This is a genomic window from Phenylobacterium sp., from assembly GCF_031425575.1.
Taxonomy (GTDB): domain Bacteria; phylum Pseudomonadota; class Alphaproteobacteria; order Caulobacterales; family Caulobacteraceae; genus Phenylobacterium.
On sequence record NZ_JANPJP010000318.1, the window covers coordinates 1 to 18,868 of the forward strand.

At 68.7% G+C, this 18,868-nt stretch carries 21 protein-coding genes and 1 pseudogene; 9 read left to right on the forward strand and 13 right to left on the reverse strand.

Features of this window, described 5'->3' with window-relative positions:
- The 3 genes from RMO97_RS17670 to RMO97_RS17680 all read right to left on the reverse strand — a co-directional run.
- Positions 1–989 (reverse strand): alpha/beta hydrolase (locus tag RMO97_RS17670; protein ID WP_310542331.1); only part of this gene is annotated, 989 nt, incomplete at its 3' end.
- Entirely contained in the window at positions 982–1,302 is a 321-nt protein-coding gene (locus RMO97_RS17675) for an SCP2 sterol-binding domain-containing protein (RefSeq protein WP_304780982.1), read from the reverse strand. The genes RMO97_RS17670 and RMO97_RS17675, both read right to left, overlap by 8 nt.
- Before the next feature lie 109 nt (positions 1,303–1,411).
- Entirely contained in the window at positions 1,412–1,849 is a 438-nt protein-coding gene (locus tag RMO97_RS17680; RefSeq protein WP_310542332.1) for a DUF3617 family protein, read from the reverse strand.
- Between the two features lie 144 nt (positions 1,850–1,993).
- Between RMO97_RS17680 and RMO97_RS17685 the strand changes: the two genes are divergently transcribed.
- Positions 1,994–2,605 (forward strand): MSMEG_1061 family FMN-dependent PPOX-type flavoprotein, encoded by a 612-nt coding sequence (locus tag RMO97_RS17685; RefSeq protein ID WP_310542333.1) that lies wholly within the window; start codon positions 1,994–1,996, stop codon positions 2,603–2,605.
- A 34-nt stretch (positions 2,606–2,639) separates the two neighbouring features.
- Here the strand turns inward: RMO97_RS17685 and RMO97_RS17690 are convergent, their stop codons facing one another.
- From RMO97_RS17690 to RMO97_RS17700, 3 genes are all read right to left on the reverse strand, one after another.
- Complete coding sequence (locus RMO97_RS17690; RefSeq protein WP_310542334.1) at positions 2,640–3,560, reverse strand: serine hydrolase; 921 nt, start codon at positions 3,558–3,560, stop codon at positions 2,640–2,642.
- A 5-nt stretch (positions 3,561–3,565) separates the two neighbouring features.
- Entirely contained in the window at positions 3,566–4,438 is an 873-nt protein-coding gene (locus RMO97_RS17695; RefSeq protein WP_310542335.1) for a methyltransferase, read from the reverse strand.
- A 74-nt stretch (positions 4,439–4,512) separates the two neighbouring features.
- Positions 4,513–5,352, reverse strand: coding sequence for a methyltransferase domain-containing protein (locus RMO97_RS17700; RefSeq protein WP_310542336.1), 840 nt, complete (start codon positions 5,350–5,352; stop codon positions 4,513–4,515).
- A gap of 240 nt (positions 5,353–5,592) precedes the next feature.
- On the opposite strand from RMO97_RS17700, the gene RMO97_RS17705 reads away from it, so the two are divergent.
- The gene (locus tag RMO97_RS17705; protein WP_310542337.1) at positions 5,593–6,048 is read left to right on the forward strand and encodes an Hsp20 family protein; all 456 of its coding nucleotides are present in this window, start codon (positions 5,593–5,595) and stop codon (positions 6,046–6,048) included.
- Positions 6,049–6,358: 310 nt separating this feature from the next.
- Complete coding sequence (locus RMO97_RS17710; protein WP_310542338.1) at positions 6,359–6,799, forward strand: hypothetical protein; 441 nt, start codon at positions 6,359–6,361, stop codon at positions 6,797–6,799.
- Here RMO97_RS17710 and RMO97_RS17715 read toward each other — a convergent pair.
- The 4 genes from RMO97_RS17715 to RMO97_RS17730 form a co-directional block, all read right to left on the reverse strand.
- Positions 6,796–7,563, reverse strand: a complete 768-nt coding sequence (locus RMO97_RS17715) for a crotonase/enoyl-CoA hydratase family protein (RefSeq protein WP_310542339.1) — start codon at positions 7,561–7,563, stop codon at positions 6,796–6,798. The genes RMO97_RS17710 and RMO97_RS17715 overlap by 4 nt on opposite strands.
- A gap of 61 nt (positions 7,564–7,624) precedes the next feature.
- The gene (locus tag RMO97_RS17720; protein ID WP_310542340.1) at positions 7,625–8,890 is read right to left on the reverse strand and encodes a pentapeptide repeat-containing protein; all 1,266 of its coding nucleotides are present in this window, start codon (positions 8,888–8,890) and stop codon (positions 7,625–7,627) included.
- A 97-nt stretch (positions 8,891–8,987) separates the two neighbouring features.
- Complete coding sequence (locus RMO97_RS17725) at positions 8,988–10,247, reverse strand: pentapeptide repeat-containing protein (protein ID WP_310542341.1); 1,260 nt, start codon at positions 10,245–10,247, stop codon at positions 8,988–8,990.
- Positions 10,248–10,343: 96 nt separating this feature from the next.
- A complete protein-coding gene (locus RMO97_RS17730; RefSeq protein WP_310542342.1) occupies positions 10,344–10,778 on the reverse strand; it encodes a bifunctional diaminohydroxyphosphoribosylaminopyrimidine deaminase/5-amino-6-(5-phosphoribosylamino)uracil reductase RibD in 435 nt (144 codons plus the stop codon).
- Positions 10,779–10,874: 96 nt separating this feature from the next.
- On the opposite strand from RMO97_RS17730, the gene RMO97_RS17735 reads away from it, so the two are divergent.
- Both RMO97_RS17735 and RMO97_RS17740 read left to right on the forward strand, forming a co-directional pair.
- On the forward strand, positions 10,875–11,621 hold the full coding sequence (locus RMO97_RS17735; RefSeq protein ID WP_310542343.1) for an ABC transporter ATP-binding protein: 747 nt from the start codon (positions 10,875–10,877) through the stop codon (positions 11,619–11,621).
- Positions 11,618–13,159, forward strand: a complete 1,542-nt coding sequence (locus RMO97_RS17740) for a hypothetical protein (protein ID WP_310542344.1) — start codon at positions 11,618–11,620, stop codon at positions 13,157–13,159. Before RMO97_RS17735 ends, RMO97_RS17740 begins: the two co-directional genes overlap by 4 nt.
- Positions 13,160–13,162: 3 nt before the next feature.
- Here the strand turns inward: RMO97_RS17740 and gpmA are convergent, their stop codons facing one another.
- On the reverse strand, positions 13,163–13,879 hold the full coding sequence (gpmA, locus tag RMO97_RS17745) for a 2,3-diphosphoglycerate-dependent phosphoglycerate mutase (protein WP_310542345.1): 717 nt from the start codon (positions 13,877–13,879) through the stop codon (positions 13,163–13,165).
- A gap of 105 nt (positions 13,880–13,984) precedes the next feature.
- On the opposite strand from gpmA, the gene RMO97_RS17750 reads away from it, so the two are divergent.
- The 4 genes from RMO97_RS17750 (at position 13,985) to RMO97_RS17765 (ending at position 18,167) form a co-directional block, all read left to right on the forward strand.
- Positions 13,985–14,230, forward strand: coding sequence for a hypothetical protein (locus RMO97_RS17750; protein WP_310542346.1), 246 nt, complete (start codon positions 13,985–13,987; stop codon positions 14,228–14,230).
- A complete protein-coding gene (locus tag RMO97_RS17755) occupies positions 14,227–15,189 on the forward strand; it encodes a KpsF/GutQ family sugar-phosphate isomerase (protein ID WP_310542347.1) in 963 nt (320 codons plus the stop codon). Before RMO97_RS17750 ends, RMO97_RS17755 begins: the two co-directional genes overlap by 4 nt.
- A gap of 97 nt (positions 15,190–15,286) precedes the next feature.
- Positions 15,287–16,786 (forward strand): phosphomannomutase/phosphoglucomutase, encoded by a 1,500-nt coding sequence (locus tag RMO97_RS17760; protein ID WP_310542348.1) that lies wholly within the window; start codon positions 15,287–15,289, stop codon positions 16,784–16,786.
- A 79-nt stretch (positions 16,787–16,865) separates the two neighbouring features.
- The gene (locus RMO97_RS17765; protein WP_310542350.1) at positions 16,866–18,167 is read left to right on the forward strand and encodes a UDP-glucose/GDP-mannose dehydrogenase family protein; all 1,302 of its coding nucleotides are present in this window, start codon (positions 16,866–16,868) and stop codon (positions 18,165–18,167) included.
- 58 nt (positions 18,168–18,225) lie between these two features.
- Here RMO97_RS17765 and RMO97_RS17770 read toward each other — a convergent pair whose 3' ends face one another.
- Positions 18,226–18,378 (reverse strand): hypothetical protein, encoded by a 153-nt coding sequence (locus tag RMO97_RS17770; protein ID WP_310542349.1) that lies wholly within the window; start codon positions 18,376–18,378, stop codon positions 18,226–18,228.
- A gap of 189 nt (positions 18,379–18,567) precedes the next feature.
- Positions 18,568–18,868, reverse strand: a pseudogene (locus RMO97_RS17775) (phosphoglucosamine mutase); the annotation flags it as partial.

Sequence of the window (18,868 nt, forward strand, 5' to 3'; positions counted from 1 at the left end):
GGTGCGGCTGCGGCGGGCTTGGCGGGGGCTGGCTTGGCGCCGGTGATCTTGCCGATCAGAGAGTCGAAGGCCGCCCAGAAGCCGGAGCGCTTGTTGTTCGTTTCCATAAGAATCTCATGATAGGAGCCGGCCACGCTGACGAATTCGCCGTCGGGCAGATGTGATGCGACCGATCGTTGTGCGTCGTCGACGACCAGCTTGTCGTCTCCGGCCGAAACGATGACCACGGGGATCTTCACGCTCCGCAGGTTTGCGGGATTGGCGAGATAGGCGGTGGCGCGGAACGCGAAATCGAGCCAGCCCCAGGTGGGGCTGCCCAGCGCCAGGTCCCGATTGGCCGCCACCTGAGCCCGGGTGCGGCCGAAGCGGACGGGATCGTGGGTGAGGACATTGCCCTCGAAGACTTCACTGAACGGATCGGCGGGCGTGTCCTGCACATACCGGCCGCCGCGTCCGGTCAGGCTCTTCCAGGCGGCCATCAGCTTGGCCTGGTAGAGTGGGGTGTTTCCGGTCCGCACCCCCAGCATGGGCGCGCAGAGCACGGCGCCGGCGAAGCGGGGCGACTCGCCCTTGGCCAGGGCCAGCAGGGTGAGGCAGCCCCCCATGGAGTGGCCCACCGCGATCCACGGCTTGGGCAGGCGCGCCTCGAAGGCGGCCAGGATGGCGTGATAGTCCTCGACGAAGGTCTGGTAGCCGTAGGCGTGGCCCTTCAGGCGGTCGGGCAGCTCGCGATGGGACAGGCCCTGTCCGCGCCACTCCTGGACCAGGACCGTGAAGCCCCGCGCCATCAGGTCCTCGACCACCTCGAAGTACTTCTCGATGTGCTCGGTGCGGCCGGTGCTCAGCACCACCGAGCCGCGCGAGGCGCCCTGGGGTTTGAAGATCGCCGCACGCAGCTTCGCGCCGCCCGAGCCGACCACCCATTCGGCGACGCCGCCCGCTGGGATCGGGGCGGAGGGGATGGCGACCAGGGGCGCGGCCTCAGCCATGGTCAGCCACCATCTTCGAGAACAACTGCTGGACCTGGGGCTGCAGGGACATGGCAAGGCCCATGTCAGACAGCCGCATGCGCCCCTTCATCACCGCGGTCATGGGGTCGAGCTGGCGCTTGCCCATGGCCTTCATGTCGTTCTGACTGATGGTGATGGTCAGGTCGGCGGGCTTGTCGTCATTGCTGACGACCCCGCCGTCGATGTGGATGAAGCCTTCACCCTTGAGGTCGAACTTCACAGACTTGCCGAGGCCGGAGTCGTCGCCCACGCCCGTCCGCACCCGTTCGGTCAGTTCCTGCAAGCTCGCCAAGGATTCAGCCCCTTCCCGGTCGGTGTAAGGGGCACCTTCGCCTCTCGCGCGAATGATGTAAACGGCGACGCTTTTCTCAGGTTTAGCGAAGGGTTTCAGGGCCTCCAGATCAGCTCGCCTTGACCGGTGCGGGACAGGCGTCGCCCAAGCGGCGCGCATCGGTGGTGAAGCGGCCGCCGAGCGGCAGTCCAGCATAGGTGGTGTCGACGTCGGCCACCAACTTGAAGGTGCTGGGGGAATAGCTGCCCTTGGCCTCGATGGCGACCTGACGGCCCTTCTTGCTGGCGCAGGTTCCCTTGAGCGTGATCTTGCCGTCCTGGAAGACCCGGGTCGGATAGGTGCAGGCGTAGTGGCGGTTGCTGGGGCCCATGGTGAACTTGGCGACCTCCGACGGCGTGATACAGCGTCGCTCCTTCTTGGTCTGGCTGATCACCGCCTGGACCTTGTTCGTCACCTCCCAATAGCCGGGCTGAATCGTGGACTCCTGGGCCAGGGCAGGCGCCGCGGCGGCCAGGGTGAGCAGGCCAGCAGTAAGGATTCGCAACATGTTCCAGCTCTCGAACAAATGATGCTGACAGAATAGCGCATCAAGGTGGCTCAAGTCTGACCCGGCGTTTCGGGTCCCGTTCATCTTGCACATCGCGGGACCGGCACGCATAGATGAGAACGCTTCGCAAGAACGAGGAACACCATGAAGACGCTCGAGCTCGCAGACCTGGACCAGATCTACCGCCAACCGGGCAAGCTGGTGATCGACAAGGCTCTGGCCACCGTCGACAAGCACGGCAGGAGTTTCATCGCGCTCTCGCCCTTCTGCGTGGTGTCCTCGGCGGGGCCAGACGGGTCGATCGACGTCTCGCCCCGCGGCGGGGAGCCGGGCTTTGTCCATGTCAGCGAGGACGGGGGGACGATCTTCCTGCCCGACCGCCCGGGCAACAACCGCCTCGACACCCTCCGCAACCTGCTGGCCGGACCGGGACGGATCGCGTTCATGTTCATGATCCCCGGCTTCGACGACGGCTACCGTGTGAACGGCCGCGCCAGCGCCAGCGCCGATCCTGAACTGCTGGAACAGTTCGTGGAGTTCGGGAAGTCGCCGCGCCTGGTGTTGTCCATCGCCGTCGAGGAAGCCTTCTTCCACTGCCCCAAGGCGATCATGCGCGGCCGGCTGTGGGAGGCCGAGGCCCAGGTGGACCGCTCGGCCCTGCCCACCCTGGCGGAGGTCATCTTCGACCAGCTGAACATGGGCAAGGTGCCGGTGACCGAAGAGGTGATCATGGCTGACTACAAGACCCAGCTCTGAGGTCTCCCCCGTCAACGGGGGAAGGCGCCGACAGCTAGCCTGCCCACAGGCCTTCGATCCCCAGCTTCACCGCGCGCGCCATCTGCGCGTTTATGGCGGCGGCGCCGACGAAGGGCTGGTGCGCCTGGGTGAAGACGGCGACGGCGTAGCGCGCGCCGTCGGGCCAGGTGATCACCCCCACCTCGTTGCGCACGCGGCCGAACAGGGCGCCGCTCTTGGCGGCGAGCGCGCCGCCGTCCGGCACGGCAGCTTCCAGACGCCTTGTGACCTGCCGGCCCATCACGTCGCGCAGCATGGCGCAGGCCGGTGGCAGGGCGGCGGTGTCGTTCCAGACGGCCGCCAGCAGGGTGGTCATGTCCCGCGCGGTGGTCCGCGAACCTCGCGCTGGGTCCAGGGCCGCGACGGCGGCGATGCGGGCAGGATCGGTGCTTCCGGCCTGGGCCGCGGGTCCCAGTTTGCCGGCCTGCGCGGCCAGCAGTTCGGCGTAGTTCCGGAACTCCAGCTCCACCGCCATGGCGTCCAGCATCGCCTTCAGGTCGCTGACGATGCGCGTCTCGCGGCAGCCGCAGCCGACGGCGCGGGCGTTGACGGCGTCGAGGCCGACACGGGCGATCAGCAGGTCGGTGGCGGCGTTGTCGCTGAGGGTCAGCATCATGGCGGCGAGGTCGCGCAGAGACAGCCGCACCGGATCCTGGAAGTTGGAGATCCCCACCGGGCCCGGCGTCACGACGGCGGGGCGCAGGTCGACCTGCTTGGCCGGATCGATCTCCCCCTCGGCCGCCCGGGCGTAGAATTCCAGGGCCACCAGGACTTTGAACACGGAGGCCGGGACCACGGGACGGTCGGCCTCGAAGCCGAACTCGGCGCCGGTGGCGAGGTCGCGCACATGCAGGGCGCCGTCACAGCCGGCGGCGGCGAAGCCCGCGGCGATCTCGGAGGCGTCTGGGTTGGCCATGGACCTCAGGTCGGCTTGACGAAGCGCAGGGTCATCCGGTCGCTCTCGCCGATGGCGTCGTACTTGGCGTGGTTGAAGGTCGGGTCGGCGGGCTGGCCGCGGGGGGAGGAGCGACGCACCGGCGGGAGGGTCCAGACCCCGAAGGGATGGTCCTTGGTGTCCATGGGGTTGGCGTTGATCTCCGAGGTCTTGTCGAGGATGAACCCCGCCTCCTGGGCCAGCTGGATGGCATAGGCCTGCTGCACGTAGCCGTCGGCGGCCAGCACGTCCTGCACGATCCCGGCCGAGGCGCGATGCTCCTCGATCCCCAGGGCGCCGCCTGGCTTCAGGGCCACGAAGGCGTCGTGGAAGGCCTTCTCGGCGATGCCCGCCGCCATCCAGTTGTGCAGGTTGCGCAGGAACAGGACCAGGTCGGCCGAGCCCGCCGGCGCCACCACGCCGCTGGTGGGGCCGAAGGAGGTGATCTCAACGTCGCCATAGAGCTTAGGCTGGGAGCGGATTTTGCGGCGGTAGGCGGCCACGATCTCCGCAGCGGCCGGTTCGCCGGGATCGTTGGTCTGCAGGTCGGCGGCGAACAGCTTGCCGTCGGTGGCCGCCAGGTAGGGCGCCAGGATGTCGGTGTACCAGCCAGCTCCCGGCCAGAACTCCACGACCTTTTGGCCAGGCGCCAGGCGGAAGAACTGGAGCGTCTCGACGGGGTGGCGCCAGGGATCGCGGGCCTTGTCGAGGGGGTCGCGCCAGGCGCCGGCCACCACCTGTTCCAGGGTCAGGGGACCGGCCTTCGCGGCGGGCGGCGTGTCGGCCTTCTTGCCGCAGGCGGCGAGCGCCAGGGTGGAGGCGATCATCGCGCGCCGCGACAGAGAGACTGCTGAGAGCATCTACGAACCCGAACCCCTGGCGAACCGCCCCACCGCAGTAGCCTCAGTCGGCGGGGCGGTCAAAACTCCGCGGCTCAGCGGGGTTTGACAAAGCGCAGGGTCATGCGGTCGCTCTCGCCGATGGCGTCGTACTTGGCGCGGTCAAAGGCGGGATCGGCGGGCTTGTCGCCTTGGGTGTTGCGACGCACGGGCGGCAGGGTCCAGACGCCGAAGGGGTGATCCTTGGTGTCCTTGGGATTGGCGTTGACCTCAGACGAGGCGGCCAGCTTGAAGCCGGCCTTCTCCGCGGCGGCCACCACGTTGGCGGTGGAGACGTAGCCATCCCGGGCGTCGCCGTTCTGCGGCCGCGGATCGGAGCGGTGCTCCTCGACAGCCAGCACTCCGCCCGGCTTCAGCACGGCGTAGAAGTCGGCCATGGCCTTGTCGAGCATCGGGGGCTGCCAGAGCCAGTTGTGAATGTTGCGGGCGGTGATCACCATGTCGGCCGAAGCCGATCCCAGGGGCTTGGACTCGGCCCCGAAGTTCACGAAGCCGACCTTCCCGAACTTGGCCTCGTCGGCGTACTTGGCCTCGAAGGCCGCACGCCCCTTGCGGGCGGCTTCCGAGAGCTTGGGATTGTCCAGGTCGGCGGCGCTGGCGATGTAGGTTCCGCCGGTGGCCTTGGCGTAGGGCGCCAGGATCTCGGTCCAGTACCCGCTCCCGGGCGAGATCTCGATGATGGTCTGCTTGGGCTTCACGCCCCAGAAGGCCAGGGTCTCATAGGGGTGGCGGGCGGCGTCGCGGACGGTATGGGCCTCGGTGCGGGCCGGGCCGGCGACAGCGGCCTTCAACGCCTTGTCCTCCGCGGCTTGGGCGGCGGGCGCCACGGCGATAACGGCCAGGGCGGAGAGCAGGACGAGCGAGCGGGCGGACATCGAGCGAACCTCAGGGTGTTTGGGACCGCGCGACCCTAATGGCCAAGCCTTCCTTGGCAAGGCCCCGCGCCATGACGTTTGCGTCAGAACAAACCCCCTTGAAGCTCGAAAAGAGACGCCTACCTAAGGCGTCGAAGGCGCTGGAATTCCGGGCCTTCCAGGCCGCGCGTGACTTCGGTGCGTGCGACGCCTGCATCCCTGACCTGCAACCTTGCTTAAGCCAAGAAGGATGTAACCCACATGCGTACTGTCGATTTCTCCCCCCTCTATCGTTCTGTCGTCGGCTTCGACCGTCTCGCGGCCCTGCTTGAAACCGCCAGCGCGGACGCCGCCACCGGCTATCCGCCCTACAACATCGAGCGCACCGACGAGAACGCCTACCGCATCGAGATTGCGGTGGCGGGCTTCCGTCCCGACGAACTGAACATCGAGGTCAAGGAAAACCTCCTTACCGTGCAAGGCCGCAAGGCCGCCAATGACGACCAGCGCCGCTTCCTGCATCGCGGCCTCGCCGAGCGTGACTTCGAGCGCCGGTTCCAGCTGGCCGACTATGTGGTGGTCACCGAGGCCAAGCTCTCCGACGGCCTGCTGGCCATCTCTCTGAACCGCGAGCTTCCTGAGGCCCTCAAGCCCCGCCGGATCGAGATCGCCACGGGCGAGGCCACCGGCCTCATCGAAGGTGAAAAGGCCGCCTGACCCTCTCGGGCTGGCTCACCGGAAGGGCGGCGCGGCGACGCGCCGCCCTTTTCCGTGACCGTCGCCGCGGATCCAGGGTCAACGAGGCCTCATCCTATCGGCTGTAAAGCGCAACGCTTCGCAGCCGATATGATGAACTGAAGATGATACCCGGCGTTCAGCCAGGGCTCAGTTCGATGATGTCATGCTCCGATTACGTGGTCAGGCCATGCCCTCGGCGCCTGCCTGATCCCCTCGTTCATCGCAACAACAACCAGCCCGTCGTCGCCTTCAGCCCCTCGGGGCCTCCGGGCGCCCCGACAAGGACATCATGAACAGCATCGTTCCCGCCGCCTCAGTCCTCGTCCTGATGGCGCTCGCCGCGTGCGCGCCCAAGGCGGAGAAGACCGTCGCGGCGATCGATCCGATGACCTCGGCGGTCCCCGCCGCGACCAGGCGCGCCCTGGCCGAGCCCAGGACCCTGGACGATATGCTGGCGCGCGCCCGGGACCGCTTCGCCATGGCCGACCTCGACCAGGACGGTAAGGTGACGACCGAGGAACTGGAGCAGGCCCGCGCCGACCGCGAGGTCTCCGGCCCCCGCTGGGGCGCCGGGGGCCGACTGATGCGCGCCGACACCGATACGGACGGAGAGGTCACCCTGGCCGATGTGCAGGCCCACACCCGCAGGCGTTTCGCCCGCCTGGACACCGACAAGGACGCCGTCGTCAGCGCCGCCGAGACGCGCGCGGCCGTGCGTCCCGCACACTAGAACTTTCCGTGTCGCCCCTCGCCGGCGGCGAAGCGGGCCGCCCCCTGAACCGCTGAACCTGACCTGAGGGTCTCGCGGCCAAGATCAACCTCATTGGTGGTGGCGGTCGGCCAATCCATTGACCACTGGGCGATGGCCGAGGCGCGGTCGCTGCGCAGGCAGGCCTGGGGGAAGGCGCTGAGTTGCTGCGCCAGTTCGATGGCGTGCTTCAGCGCTTCGCCCTTGGGGACCAGCCGGTTCGCCAGGCCGATGGCATAGGCCTCCGCCGCCTCGACCGGTCGCCCTGTAAGGATCAGGTCCATGGCGCGGGAGTGGCCGATCAAGCGAGGCAGACGCACGGTGCCAAGGTCGATCAGGGGAACCCCGAACAGACGGCAGAACACCCCGAAGATCGCGCCCTCTGCAGCCACCCGCAGGTCGCACCAGGCCGCGACCTCGATTCCTCCGGCCACGGCGTGCCCCTCCACGGCGGCGATCACCGGCTTTGAGAGTTCCAGCCGCGTGCAGCCCATGGGGCCAAGGTCGCCTTCGCGATGCAGCGGATTGCCGCGCCCCTCGCTGACCCCCTTCAGGTCGGCGCCCGCGCAGAAGGTCCCGCCCCGCCCCTGCAGGACGGCCACGTCGAGGTCGGGGTTGGCGTCGAAGCTCTTGAAGGCCTCGTAGAGCTGCTGGGCGGTCGGGGCGTCGACGGCGTTGCGGGCGCCTGGCCGCTCGATGGTGACGACCGCGATGCGGCCGATGGTTTCCACGCTGACGGTCTGCACGGGAGCCTCCTCATGACTTCAGGAGGTCAGGCTACGCTGCTGACGCCGCGGCAGCGAACGCTCAGGCGGCGGCGCGGGCCAGCTCGAAGCCGAGGGTGGCGTATAGCTGCACGTCTCGAACACTGGCCCCGCTCAACCGGGCGTCGGTCAGGTCGCAACCACGCAGGTCGGCGCCGTCCAGCACCGCACCGGTCATGTCAGCCCCCTGGGCCAGGGCGTACCGAGCATTGGTCCGCTCGAAGCTGGCGGCGGTCTGGCGGGTGGCGCTGAGCGGCAGGGGTGCGAAGATGGCGCCGCGCAGATCGGCCTTGGTGAGGTTGGCGCCGGTCAGCCGCGCGCCGCGGGCGTCGGCGTCCCGCATCCAGACGCCGCGCAGGTCAGCACCGTCCAGCTGCGCGCCCTGCAGGTGAGAGCCGGTGAGATCGAGACCAACCATGATCGCGCCCTTGGCGCTCATGGCGCTGAGCCGCAGGCCGCGCAGGCGGTCGGCCAGGGGACGCAGGTCTTCCTGGTCGAAGTTGGCGGGCTTTCCCTCGCGGCCGCCGGTCTGGCACCAGAGGTGGTTGCTTTGAGCGCGAGCGAACAGCTCCTCCGCCCGTTCGATGGCGGCGGGGGTGGGCGCGCGGATGGCGCCGGACATGTTGGCGCCGTAGGTGCGGGCCTGGGCTACGTCGACCCCGGTCATCGTCGCAAAGGAGAGGTTGGCGCCCTCGAAATTGGTGTTGGCCACGTCAGCGCCGTCCAGCATGGCGCCCGACAGATTGGCGTCCTTCAGGTTCGCGCCGGACATCTTCGCGCCCTTCAAGGAACAGTCGGTGAAGTCCGAGGCGAAGACCGAGGCGTCGTTGAGCTGAGAGCCGTCCAGGGTTGCGCCGGCGAAGATGGCGTTGTCCAGCTGGCCCTCACGGGTCTGGTGGACCACCGAGGCCAGGCCCTTGGAGGGATGCGGAAGGGCCACCTGGCCAACCCGGAAGTCGGCCTGGGTCAGGTCGGCCTGGGAGAGATTGGCGCCACGCAGGCAGGCGCCCCGCAGGTCGGCGCGGACCAGACGGGCGCGGCGCAGATCGGCCTTGCGCAGATCGCAGCCGAACAGGATGGCGCGTTCCAGATTGATCCCGGCCATCTTGGCGCCGTCGAAGATCGAAGCCGAGACGTCGGCGTCCGCGAGGTTGCGGCCCGCGAGGTCGGCGCCGGAGAGGTCGACGAACTTCAGGACCGCGCGTTTGCCACCGGGCCGCCGGGCGATGAACTTCTCATGGCCGGAGACGATCAGCTCGATCTCGCCGGCAGACAGCTTTCTTCGGCCGGATAAGGTGATGTTGGTCATGCGGTGAGGCCCTGGCGAACGGCGATCTCTGGGAGTTCTCTAGACCCCAGATACAACCGAACCCTTAAGCTTTACGCTGGGTGAACAGGCAGGGTGATCAGATCGTCTCGCCCAGGCCCCGGGCGCCCCATTTCTGGGCGCCAGTCAGACTAGCCTGCCGCAGCTGCGCGTTGGTGAAGTTGGCGCGGCTCAGGTCGGCGTCGGTCAGCAGGACGTGACGCAGATCTGCGCGCGCCAGATCGGCGTTCTTCAGGCTGGCGCCGGTGAGATTGCAGGGCAGGATGCGGTCGCCTCCCAAAAGCAGCGGCCCCATCTGGGCGTCGCGGAGGTCGGCGCTGGCCAGCTTGGCGCCCATCATGCGCGCGCCCCGCAGGTCGGCGCGGCGCAGGTTGCAGGCCCGCAGGTCGGCGCCCTCGAGGTTTGCGCCCTGCAGCTGCACGCCCTCCATGTCGAGGCCATAGAACACCGCGCCCTTGGCCGAGAGCGCGGTCAGGTTGAAACCTCTCACCGTCTCGAGAGCCCGCAGGTCGGCGTTGTCGAACACGCTGGGCGACCCTTCGGCCCCACCGGTCTCGCACCAGCGGGCGTGGTCGCGGATCATGGTCTTGTAAGGCAGGTCGGAAACCGCCTTGCCCGAGGGCTGGTCGGTGAGCGCGCCGCGCATGTCGGCCTGGCTGATGTTCCAGGAGTAGGTCTTGGCGCCCACGAGGATGCAGTCGCGCAGGTCCGCGCCCGCCAGATCGGCGCCGGAAAGATCGGCCCCGGCCATATTGGCGCCCGTCATGGTGCATTGCTTGAGGTTCGCCCGGACGAGCTTGGCGTCCTTGAGCACCGCGTCGGTGAAGTCGGCCCGGACGGCCATGACGCCCGACAGGCGCGACCGCTCCAGGTTGGCGCCGGCCAGGATAGCGCCCTGCATCTCGCCAGCCCGGTTCTGGTGCTCCATGACCTTCAGGCCCTGCACGCGGTCCACCGAGGCGATGGAGCCTTCGCGCAGGTCGCATTCAAAGAGGTCGGCGCCGGTCAGGTTGGCGTTGCGCAGACAGGCGCCGCGCAGGTCGGCCCGGCGCATGGAGGCGTCGGTGAGATTGGCGTTCTGAAGGTCCGCGCCGAACAGGTTGGCGTGGTCCAGGCGGGTGCCCTGCAGCTGGCAGTCGGACAGGATCGCGCCGGTGAAATCGCCGTCGCAGAGATTCCGTCCGCGCAGGTCCAGGCCGGTCAGGTTCTTCCAGGCGAACACCGCCCGGGCCCCGCCGGGTTTGGAGGTCCAGAGCCGGTCATGCTTGGCGCAGATGGCGTCGACCTCAGCCTGGGTGAGAGGCTGGAGATCCTGGATCGTTGCGGTTTGAAGCGACATGGGAGGCTGGGGGACCCTGAACTTACTACCCCCAGAATAGGTTCTCGCAATTAACACGCTGTTTCCGCCACTTAGCGAAAACACGGTGAAGAATCACTAAGTCGTGGGCGGCTGATAGTCCGCGTACAGGCCCCCAGCCTCGGTCTGCAGCAGACCAAGCTCCACCTTGAGGCCCGCGGTCCGCAACCTCTCCGTGCCCCGTCCCGACGCATAGGTTGAGGCGTCGGTGCAGGCGATCACCACGCGCGCCACCCCCGACGCCACCAGCCGTTCCGAGCAGGAGGCCGTTCCGGCGGACCTCTGGCCGCAGGGCTCCAAGGTGACATAGGCGGTCGCGCCACGGGCGGCCTCGCCGGCCTGATCCAGGGCCTGTTCCTCGGCATGGGGGCGGCCCCCGGCCTGGGTGACCCCCTGCCCCACCACCACGCCCGCGGCCACGATCACGCACCCGACCGACGGGTTGGCGCCGGTCTTCCCGAGCTGGGTGCGGGCCAGGGCGATGGCGGCGCGCATGTGATCATCGTCGGTCATGCCGGGGTTGTGAGGCGCCCGAGGTGTTCCCTGCAAGTCCGCGCGGTTGAGCCCGCTTCGCCCCTCGCCCATAGTCGGGCCTGACGGGAGGGCTTCGTGACCGACGCACTGGTGATCAGAGGCCTCAACAAGACGTTCCGGACGCCCGCGGTGGACAACCTGGACCTGACGGTCCGCTCCGGCGAACTCTACGCCCTGCTGGGTCCCAACGGCGCGGGCAAGACCACCACCCTGCGCATGGTGGCGGGCCTGCTGAAGCCCGACAGCGGGTCGATCAGCGTCTTCGGCGTCGATGCGCTTGCCGACCCCATGGCCGCCAAGCAGCTCATAGCCTGGGCGCCCGACGAGCCCATGCTCTACGACCGCCTGACACCCCTCGAGTATCTGGAGTTCGTGGCCGGGCTGTGGGGCGTGGAGGCCACGACCGCCAGCGACCGCTCCGAGGAGCTGCTGCGGATGCTCGGCCTCTGGGACGAGCGCGGCCGCCGGTGTGAGGGGTTTTCGCGGGGCATGAAGCAGAAGACCGCCCTGGCCGGCGCCCTGATCCATGATCCGAAACTGCTGATCCTCGACGAACCGCTCACCGGCCTGGACGCCGGCGCCGCGCGCCAGGTGAAGGACCTGCTGACCGCCCGCACCCGGGCCGGGGCGACGGTGATCCTCACCACTCATATCCTGGAGGTGGCCGAGCGGATGGCCGACCGCATCGGCATCATCCAGCACGGCCGGTTGCTCATCGAGGGACGGCTGGAGGAACTGCGGGCCCAGGCCGGAGACGGCGAGGCCAGCCTGGAGGATCTGTTCCTCGACCTCACCGGCCAGACCGAGCCCGGGCCCGCGTGATCGCCAAGCCGGGCTCGACCCTATGGCTGCTGGCCCACGAGATGCGGCTGGGCTGGCGCACCTTGCTGGCGCGGCGCGGCGAGAACCGGCGCGGCGGCTGGGTTGCGCTCGCCACCGTCGGTCTGGTCACCCTGGCTGGCGGCGTGCCGATCGGCCTGATGCTGCGCCAGGTGGAGATCGGCGTCACCCCTACGGGCGTCCTGCTGGCCGACGCCATCCTGGCGGTGATCTTCAGCCTGATGCTGTCCCAGACCTTGGCCGCCGCCGCCGACGTCCTCTACGACCGCGGCGATCTGGACCTGCTGTTCTCCTCGCCCATAAGTCCGCGCAAGGTGCTGACCGTGCGGTTCGCGGCCATCGCCCTGAACCTGTTCCTGGTGTTTTCGGCCTTCCTGGGCCCCTTCCTGATCCCCATCGCCCTGATCGGCCACCCGCCCTGGCTGTCGGCCTTCCTGGTCCTGGCGAGCGTGGCCATCGCGGCCACGGCCTGCGGCCTGGTGGTGGCCATGGGCATGTTCGCCGCCATCGGTCCGCGCCGGACCCGCACCGTCGCCCAGGTGGCCTCGGCCCTGATCGGGGCAGGGTTCTTCCTGGTGACGCAGGCGCGAAACATCTTCGGCGCCCCGGTGGGGTCGGTCTGGAGCGATCTAGTCGCCGCGGCCACGGCGCCGGGCGTCGTCATCCACCCGGTGGCGGCCCTGCCCCTGCGCGCCCTGCTGGGCGACCCGGGAGCGGCAGCGATCCTGCTGGTGACCGCCCTGGCGATGTTCGCCGGGGTGAACCTATGGCTGGGGGGCCGGTTCGCCGCCGACTCGGCCGCCGCCGCCGGGGCCGAGGCCAGCGCGGTCAAGGCGCGCACCCGGCCGGTGGCGTTCACCGGCGGGGCCTTCGCGGCCACGGTGCGCAAGGAACTGCGGTTGATGAGCCGCGATGCGGCCCTGATGTCCCAGGTGATGCTGCGGGTGCTCTACCTGCTGCCCCTGGCCTTCGTCCTGGTGCGCAACGCGGGCAGCGGCTCGCTGATCGCCCTGCCCGGCGGAGCCGCGGCCCTGACCTTCGTGGCCGGCCAGGTGGCCGCCAGCCTGGCCTGGATCACCGTCTCGGCGGAGGACGCCCCCGACCTGATCGCCAGCGCCCCCACTCCCATCGCCACCGCGCGCCGGGCCAAGTTGACGGCGGCCTTCATCCCGGTCGCCGCCCTGCTGGTCCCAATCCTGCTGACCCTCATCGTGCTGGAGCCACGGGCGGGGCTGGCGGCGACAATCGGCTGCGCCGCGGCGACGGTGGCCAACGGCCTCATCAACATCTGGTATCAGCGCCCGGCCAAGCGCTCGGAGTTTCGCCGCCGCCGAGGGTCGAGCTGGGTCTCCACCCTGGCCGAGGTCGCGGTGGGGCTGTGCATCGCCGCGGCCACCGGCCTCGCCGCCGCGGGCCTGGCCTGGGCGCTCATTCCGGCCTTTCTGGCCGGCCTGCTGTTGCTGGCCGTCCGCCGTACGGACGCCAAGATCGCCCAGGCGCTGCGGGTCGCCGCCCGCTAGCGGCTAAGCCCCGTAGGTCGGCAGCTTGGTGGCTCGCGCCTCGTCCAGATAGCGGGCCGAGATCGGCTTCAGGGCGGCGTCCAGCTCGATCAGCAGCGGATTGCCTGTGGGAATCTCCACATCAATGATGGCGGTGTCGCTCAGGCCGTAGAGCAGCTTGACGATGGCCCGCAGGGAATTGCCGTGGGCCGCCACCAGCAGGGTCTCGCCCGCCGCCAGCTTCGGCGCGATCTCGGCGGCCCAGTAGGGAGCGACGCGGTCCAGGGTGGTCTTCAGGCTCTCGGTGTCGGGCAGGGTCGCACCGGCGTAGCGGCGGTCGCCCGCGAAATCGAACTCACCGCCCGGCGCCAGAGGGGGCGGCGGCACGTCATAGGAACGGCGCCAAACCTTGACCTGGTCGTCTCCGTGCTGCTTGGCGGTCTGCGCCTTGTTCAGGCCGGTCAGTCCGCCGTAGTGGCGCTCGTTCAGACGCCAGTCCTTGGTCTCCGGCACAAAGACCTGGCCCGCCGCCGTCAGGGCCAGCCAGCAGGTGCGGATAGCCCGCGTCAGAACCGAGGTGAAGGCGCGGTCGATCTGGATGCCCGCGGCCTTGATCAGCTCCCCGCCCTTGGTCGCCTGGGCCTCGCCCTCCGGCGTCAGGTCCACGTCCACCCAGCCGGTGAAACGGTCTTCCAGGTTCCAGCGGCTCTGGCCATGGCGCAGCAGGATCAAGGTGGGCACTGGGAGACCTCCATCGGCGAGCGAGGTCTGGGGGCTAGGGTGCGGCGGGCGGGAGGTCAAGGGTTCGCTAGCCCGAGGCGATTCGAGCGGCTATATCGGCCGATCATGCGTGACCGCCTGTTCTTCCCCGCCGTCGCCCTGGCCGCCCTTGTGATGGTGGCCCTGGCCCTTGTCTGGCCCCAGGGCCTTGGAGACCGCTCGCCCGGGGTCTTCGGGCGCACGCCCACCCAGCGGACACCGGCGGTGCAGGCGGCGATGCAGCGGGAGACCGAGGCGGCCAACAGGCGCGTCAACCAGGCCCGGCAGGCGGTCTCCGACCTGCAGAGCCAAGCCATATCCCCGACCCAATGACCGAATTCGACGCCGTGGCCGTGGGCCGCCGGGTGCTGGCCGCCGAGGCCGACGCCCTGACCCAGCAGGCTGACGGCCTGGGCGCGGCCTTCGCCCGCGCCGTGGACATCCTCTACGCCGCCAAGGGCAAAATCGTCTGTTCCGGCATCGGCAAGTCGGGCCACGTGGCGCGCAAGATCGCCGCCACCTTCGCCTCCACCGGCGCGCCGGCCTTCTTCGTCCACGCCAATGAAGCCAGCCATGGCGACCTGGGCATGATCGCTGAGGGCGACGTGGTGCTCTGCCTGTCCAAGTCGGGCGAGGTGAAGGAGTTGGCCGATGTCCTGGCCTATTCCCGCCGCTTCCACATCCCGCTGATCGCCCTGACCGCCGACCCGCAGAGCGCGCTGGGCAAGGCCGCCGATGTGGTGCTGCAGCTGGCCGACGCCGCCGAGGCCACCGCCGAGGTCAAGGCGCCCACCACCTCCACCACCCTCCAGATCGCGCTCGGCGACGCCCTGGCCGTCGCGCTCCTGGAGCGGCGCGGCTTCACGGCCAAGGACTTCAAAACCTTCCACCCCGGCGGCAAGCTGGGGGCCATGCTGCAGACCGTCGGCGACCTGATGCACGGGCCGGCCGAACTGCCCCTGGTCTCCCTCGACACCCCCATGGCCCAGACCCTGCTGGTGATGACGGAGAAGGCCTTCGGCATCGTCGGTGTCACCGGCCCCGACGGCGCCCTGCAGGGCGTGATCACCGACGGCGACCTGCGCCGCCACATCGACGGCCTGATGGGCCACACCGCCGGCGAGGTCATGACGCCTGGCCCGAAGAAGACCGCGCCCCCCGGCATGCTGGCCGGCGAAGCCCTGGCCCTGATGAGCGATCCCCTGCCGATGGTCACCGTGCTGTTCGTCGTGGAAGGCGAACGACCGGTCGGAATCTTGCGGGTTCACGATCTGGTGCGGGCGGGCGTCTAGCCATCGTCACGAAACGGAAGTCAAAGGCATGCGTTCGCATGGTCTTAAGGCCTCAAGACCCTTAAGAACCTGATCGAACTCATTCGATGGAGTCCTGATGCTTCCCGTTCCGCGCGCCGACCTCGTTCCCAACACCCTCGACTACGAAATCTATCCCCTCGTGAAGGCCACGGGTTTCCGGGAATACGACGCGCGTTGGCTGCTCGGTCCTGACATTAACCTGCTGGGCATCGAGGCCCTGGGCCTGGGACTGGGGACCTATATTCAGGAACTGGGCCAGACCAAGATCGTCATCGGCCACGACTTCCGGTCCTACTCGATCTCCGTGAAACAGGCCCTGACCGTCGGCCTGCTGGCCGCGGGCTGCGAGGTTCTGGACATCGGCCTGGCCCTGTCGCCGATCGCCTATTTCGCCCAGTTCGACCAGGACGCCCCCTGCGTGGCCATGGTCACCGCCAGCCACAACGAGAACGGCTGGACCGGGGTGAAGATGGGCGCCCAGCGGCCGCTGACCTTTGGCCCTGTCGAGATGGGCCGCCTGAAGGAGATCGTCCTGGGGGGCCTGAGCCAGATGCGCCCCGGCGGCTCCCTGACCCACGTCACCGGCGTGCCGGAACGCTACGTGGCCGACATCGTCCGCCGCGTGGCGGTGAAGCGGCCGCTAAAGGTGGTCTGCGCCTGCGGCAATGGGACCGCCGGGGCCTTCGCCCCCGACGCCCTGCGCCGCATGGGTGTCGAGGTCATCGAGATGGACTGCGACCTCGACTGGACCTTCCCCCGCTACAACCCCAATCCTGAAGACCACGAGATGCTGCAGGAGATGGCGAAGGCGGTGCGTCAGCACGGCGCCGACCTGGCCCTGGGCTTCGACGGCGACGGCGACCGCTGCGGCGTGGTGGACGACACGGGTGAGGAGATCTTCGCCGACAAGATCGGCCTGATGCTGGCCCGTGACCTGTCGGTGCTGCACCAGGACGCCACCTTCGTGGTCGATGTGAAGTCCACCGGCCTCTTCGCCACCGACCCGGTTCTGGCCGCCAACGGGGCCAGGACCGTCTATTGGAAGACCGGCCATTCCTACATCAAGCGCAAGACCGCCGAACTTGGCGCCCTGGCTGGCTTCGAGAAGAGTGGCCACTTCTTCTTCAATGACCCCCTGGGGCGCGGCTATGACTGCGGCCTCACCGCGGCGGCCGCCATCCTGGCGATGATGGACCGCAATCCGGGCAAGAAACTCTCACAGCTGAAAGAGGCCCTGCCCATCGCCTATACGTCTCTGACCATGTCGCCCCATTGCGGCGACGAGGTGAAGTACGGGGTGGTGGACGACGTGGTGGCCGAGTACGAGGCCCTTGCCCAGGCCGGGGGCACGATCCTGGGCCGGAAGATCGTCGAGGTGATCACCGTCAACGGTGTCCGGGTGGCGCTGGAGGACGGCTCCTGGGTCCTGGTGCGGGCCTCCTCCAACAAGCCCGAGATCGTGGTGGTGGTGGAGAGCACCCAGTCGGACGCCGATATGCGCGCCCTGTTCCGCGAAGAGGTGAAGCCGCGCCTCGCCAGGCGCCCGGAGGTCGGCGCCTACAACCAGGAAGTCTGATCTAACGGCGCCACTTTTGCTGCGCTGCAAAAGCATGTACCGGCCTGACGCAGGGCCAGTACGAACTCGGGGGTAGATGATGCACGTTACGATGATTGGCACCGGCTATGTGGGCCTAGTGAGTGGGGCCTGCTTCGCCGACTTCGGCCATGACGTCATCTGCATCGACAAGGACGCCGGCAAGATCGAGCGGCTGAAGGCCGGCGGCATCCCGATTTACGAACCCGGTCTCGACGTGCTGGTGGCTCAGAACGTGAAGGCCGGCCGCCTGTCCTTCGACACCGAGGCCGCCGAAGCGGTGGCCAAGGCCGACGCGGTGTTCATCGCGGTGGGCACCCCCTCGCGCCGCGGCGACGGCCATGCCGACCTTTCCTATGTCTACGCCGCCGCCGAGGAGATCGCCGGCCTGCTGGACGGCTTCACCGTGATCGTCACCAAGTCCACCGTGCCGGTCGGCACCGGCGACGAGATCGAGCGCATCATCAAGGCCAAGCGCCCCGACGCCCAGTTCGCCGTGGTCTCCAACCCGGAATTCCTGCGCGAAGGCGCCGCCATCGAGGACTTCAAGCGTCCCGACCGCGTGGTGGTGGGTCTGGAGGACGAGCGCGCCCGGCCGGTGATGACCGAGCTCTATCGGCCGCTCTATCTGAACGAGACCCCGATCGTCTTCACCAGCCGCCGCACCAGCGAGCTGATCAAGTACGCGGCCAACGCCTTCCTGGCCCTGAAGATCACCTACATCAATGAGATCGCCGACCTCTGCGAGGCCCTGGGCGCCGACGTGCAGCAGGTGGCCAAGGGCATCGGCCTGGACAAGCGGATCGGCGGCAAGTTCCTCAACGCCGGACCCGGCTACGGCGGCTCCTGCTTCCCGAAGGACACGCTGGCCCTGGTGCGCACCGCCACCGACGCCGGCAGCCCCGTGCGCCTGATCGAAACCACGGTGGAGATCAACGACGCCCGCAAGAAGGCCATGTCCGCCAAGGTGGCCAAGGCCCTCGACGGCGACCTGGCCGGCAAGACCGTCGGCGTGCTGGGCCTGACCTTCAAGCCCAACACCGACGACATGCGCGACGCGCCCGCCCTCGACATCCTCCCGGCCCTGCAGGCCCTGGGCGCCAAGGTTCAGGCCTATGACCCCGAGGGGGAAGAGGCCAAGCACATGCTGAAGGATGTGGATTTCAAGTCCGACGCCTACGAGGCGGCCGCCGGCGCCGACGTGCTGGTGATCATCACTGAATGGGATCAGTTCCGAGCGCTGGACCTGGATCGCATCAAGGGCCTGATGAAGACCCCGACCCTGGTGGACCTGCGCAACATCTACAAGCCCGAGGAGGTCCGCTCGCGGGGCTTCAAGTACGCCTCCATCGGGCGCGCTTAGGTCAGGGCGAGCCGCGTCCGCTGGGCGGCGCCGCGACGATCAGACGAACCGGCGGCGTCTAGCTCAGCAGGTTGAAGAGCACGGTTCCGATCCAGAGTGCGCCGGCCCAGAAGGCGACGGCGAGGAGCGCGACGAAGGCGAGGCAGGCGATCGAGCTGGTCGCCCGAATCGGCCCTCGCGTCGCGCCCGCGATAACGGGACTACGCTGCATGTGTCCTCCCAAGGACTGTCTTCTTTTCCTGCCAGGGCCGGTCGAGCGGCCCCAACATTACGAAGCTGACATGAATTCTGGGAGTTGAACAGCCCGCGCAACCCATTGTTCAGCTTGCCGCAGCGCCATGGGCCTTCAAATGGGCGTGTAGGGCGCCGGTTCTGCGCAATTGCAGACCGGGGCAAAGACTCAGGCCGCGGCCTTCTTCACCGCGCCGACAATGTCCTTGATGACGTCGCGGACCAGCTTCTCGTCGTCGGCCTCGGCCATGACGCGGATCAGGGACTCGGTGCCCGAGGCGCGGACCACTAGGCGCCCGGTGCCCGCCAGGCGCACCTCGGCGGCGGCCAGCACCTTCTTGACCTGCTCGTCCTCCAGCGGCTTGCCGCCGGCGAAGCGCACGTTCTCCAGGCGCTGGGGCACGGGTTCGAACTGGTGGGCCAGGTCGCTCATCGGCTTGTCGGCCAGTTTCAGCACCGCCAGCACCTGC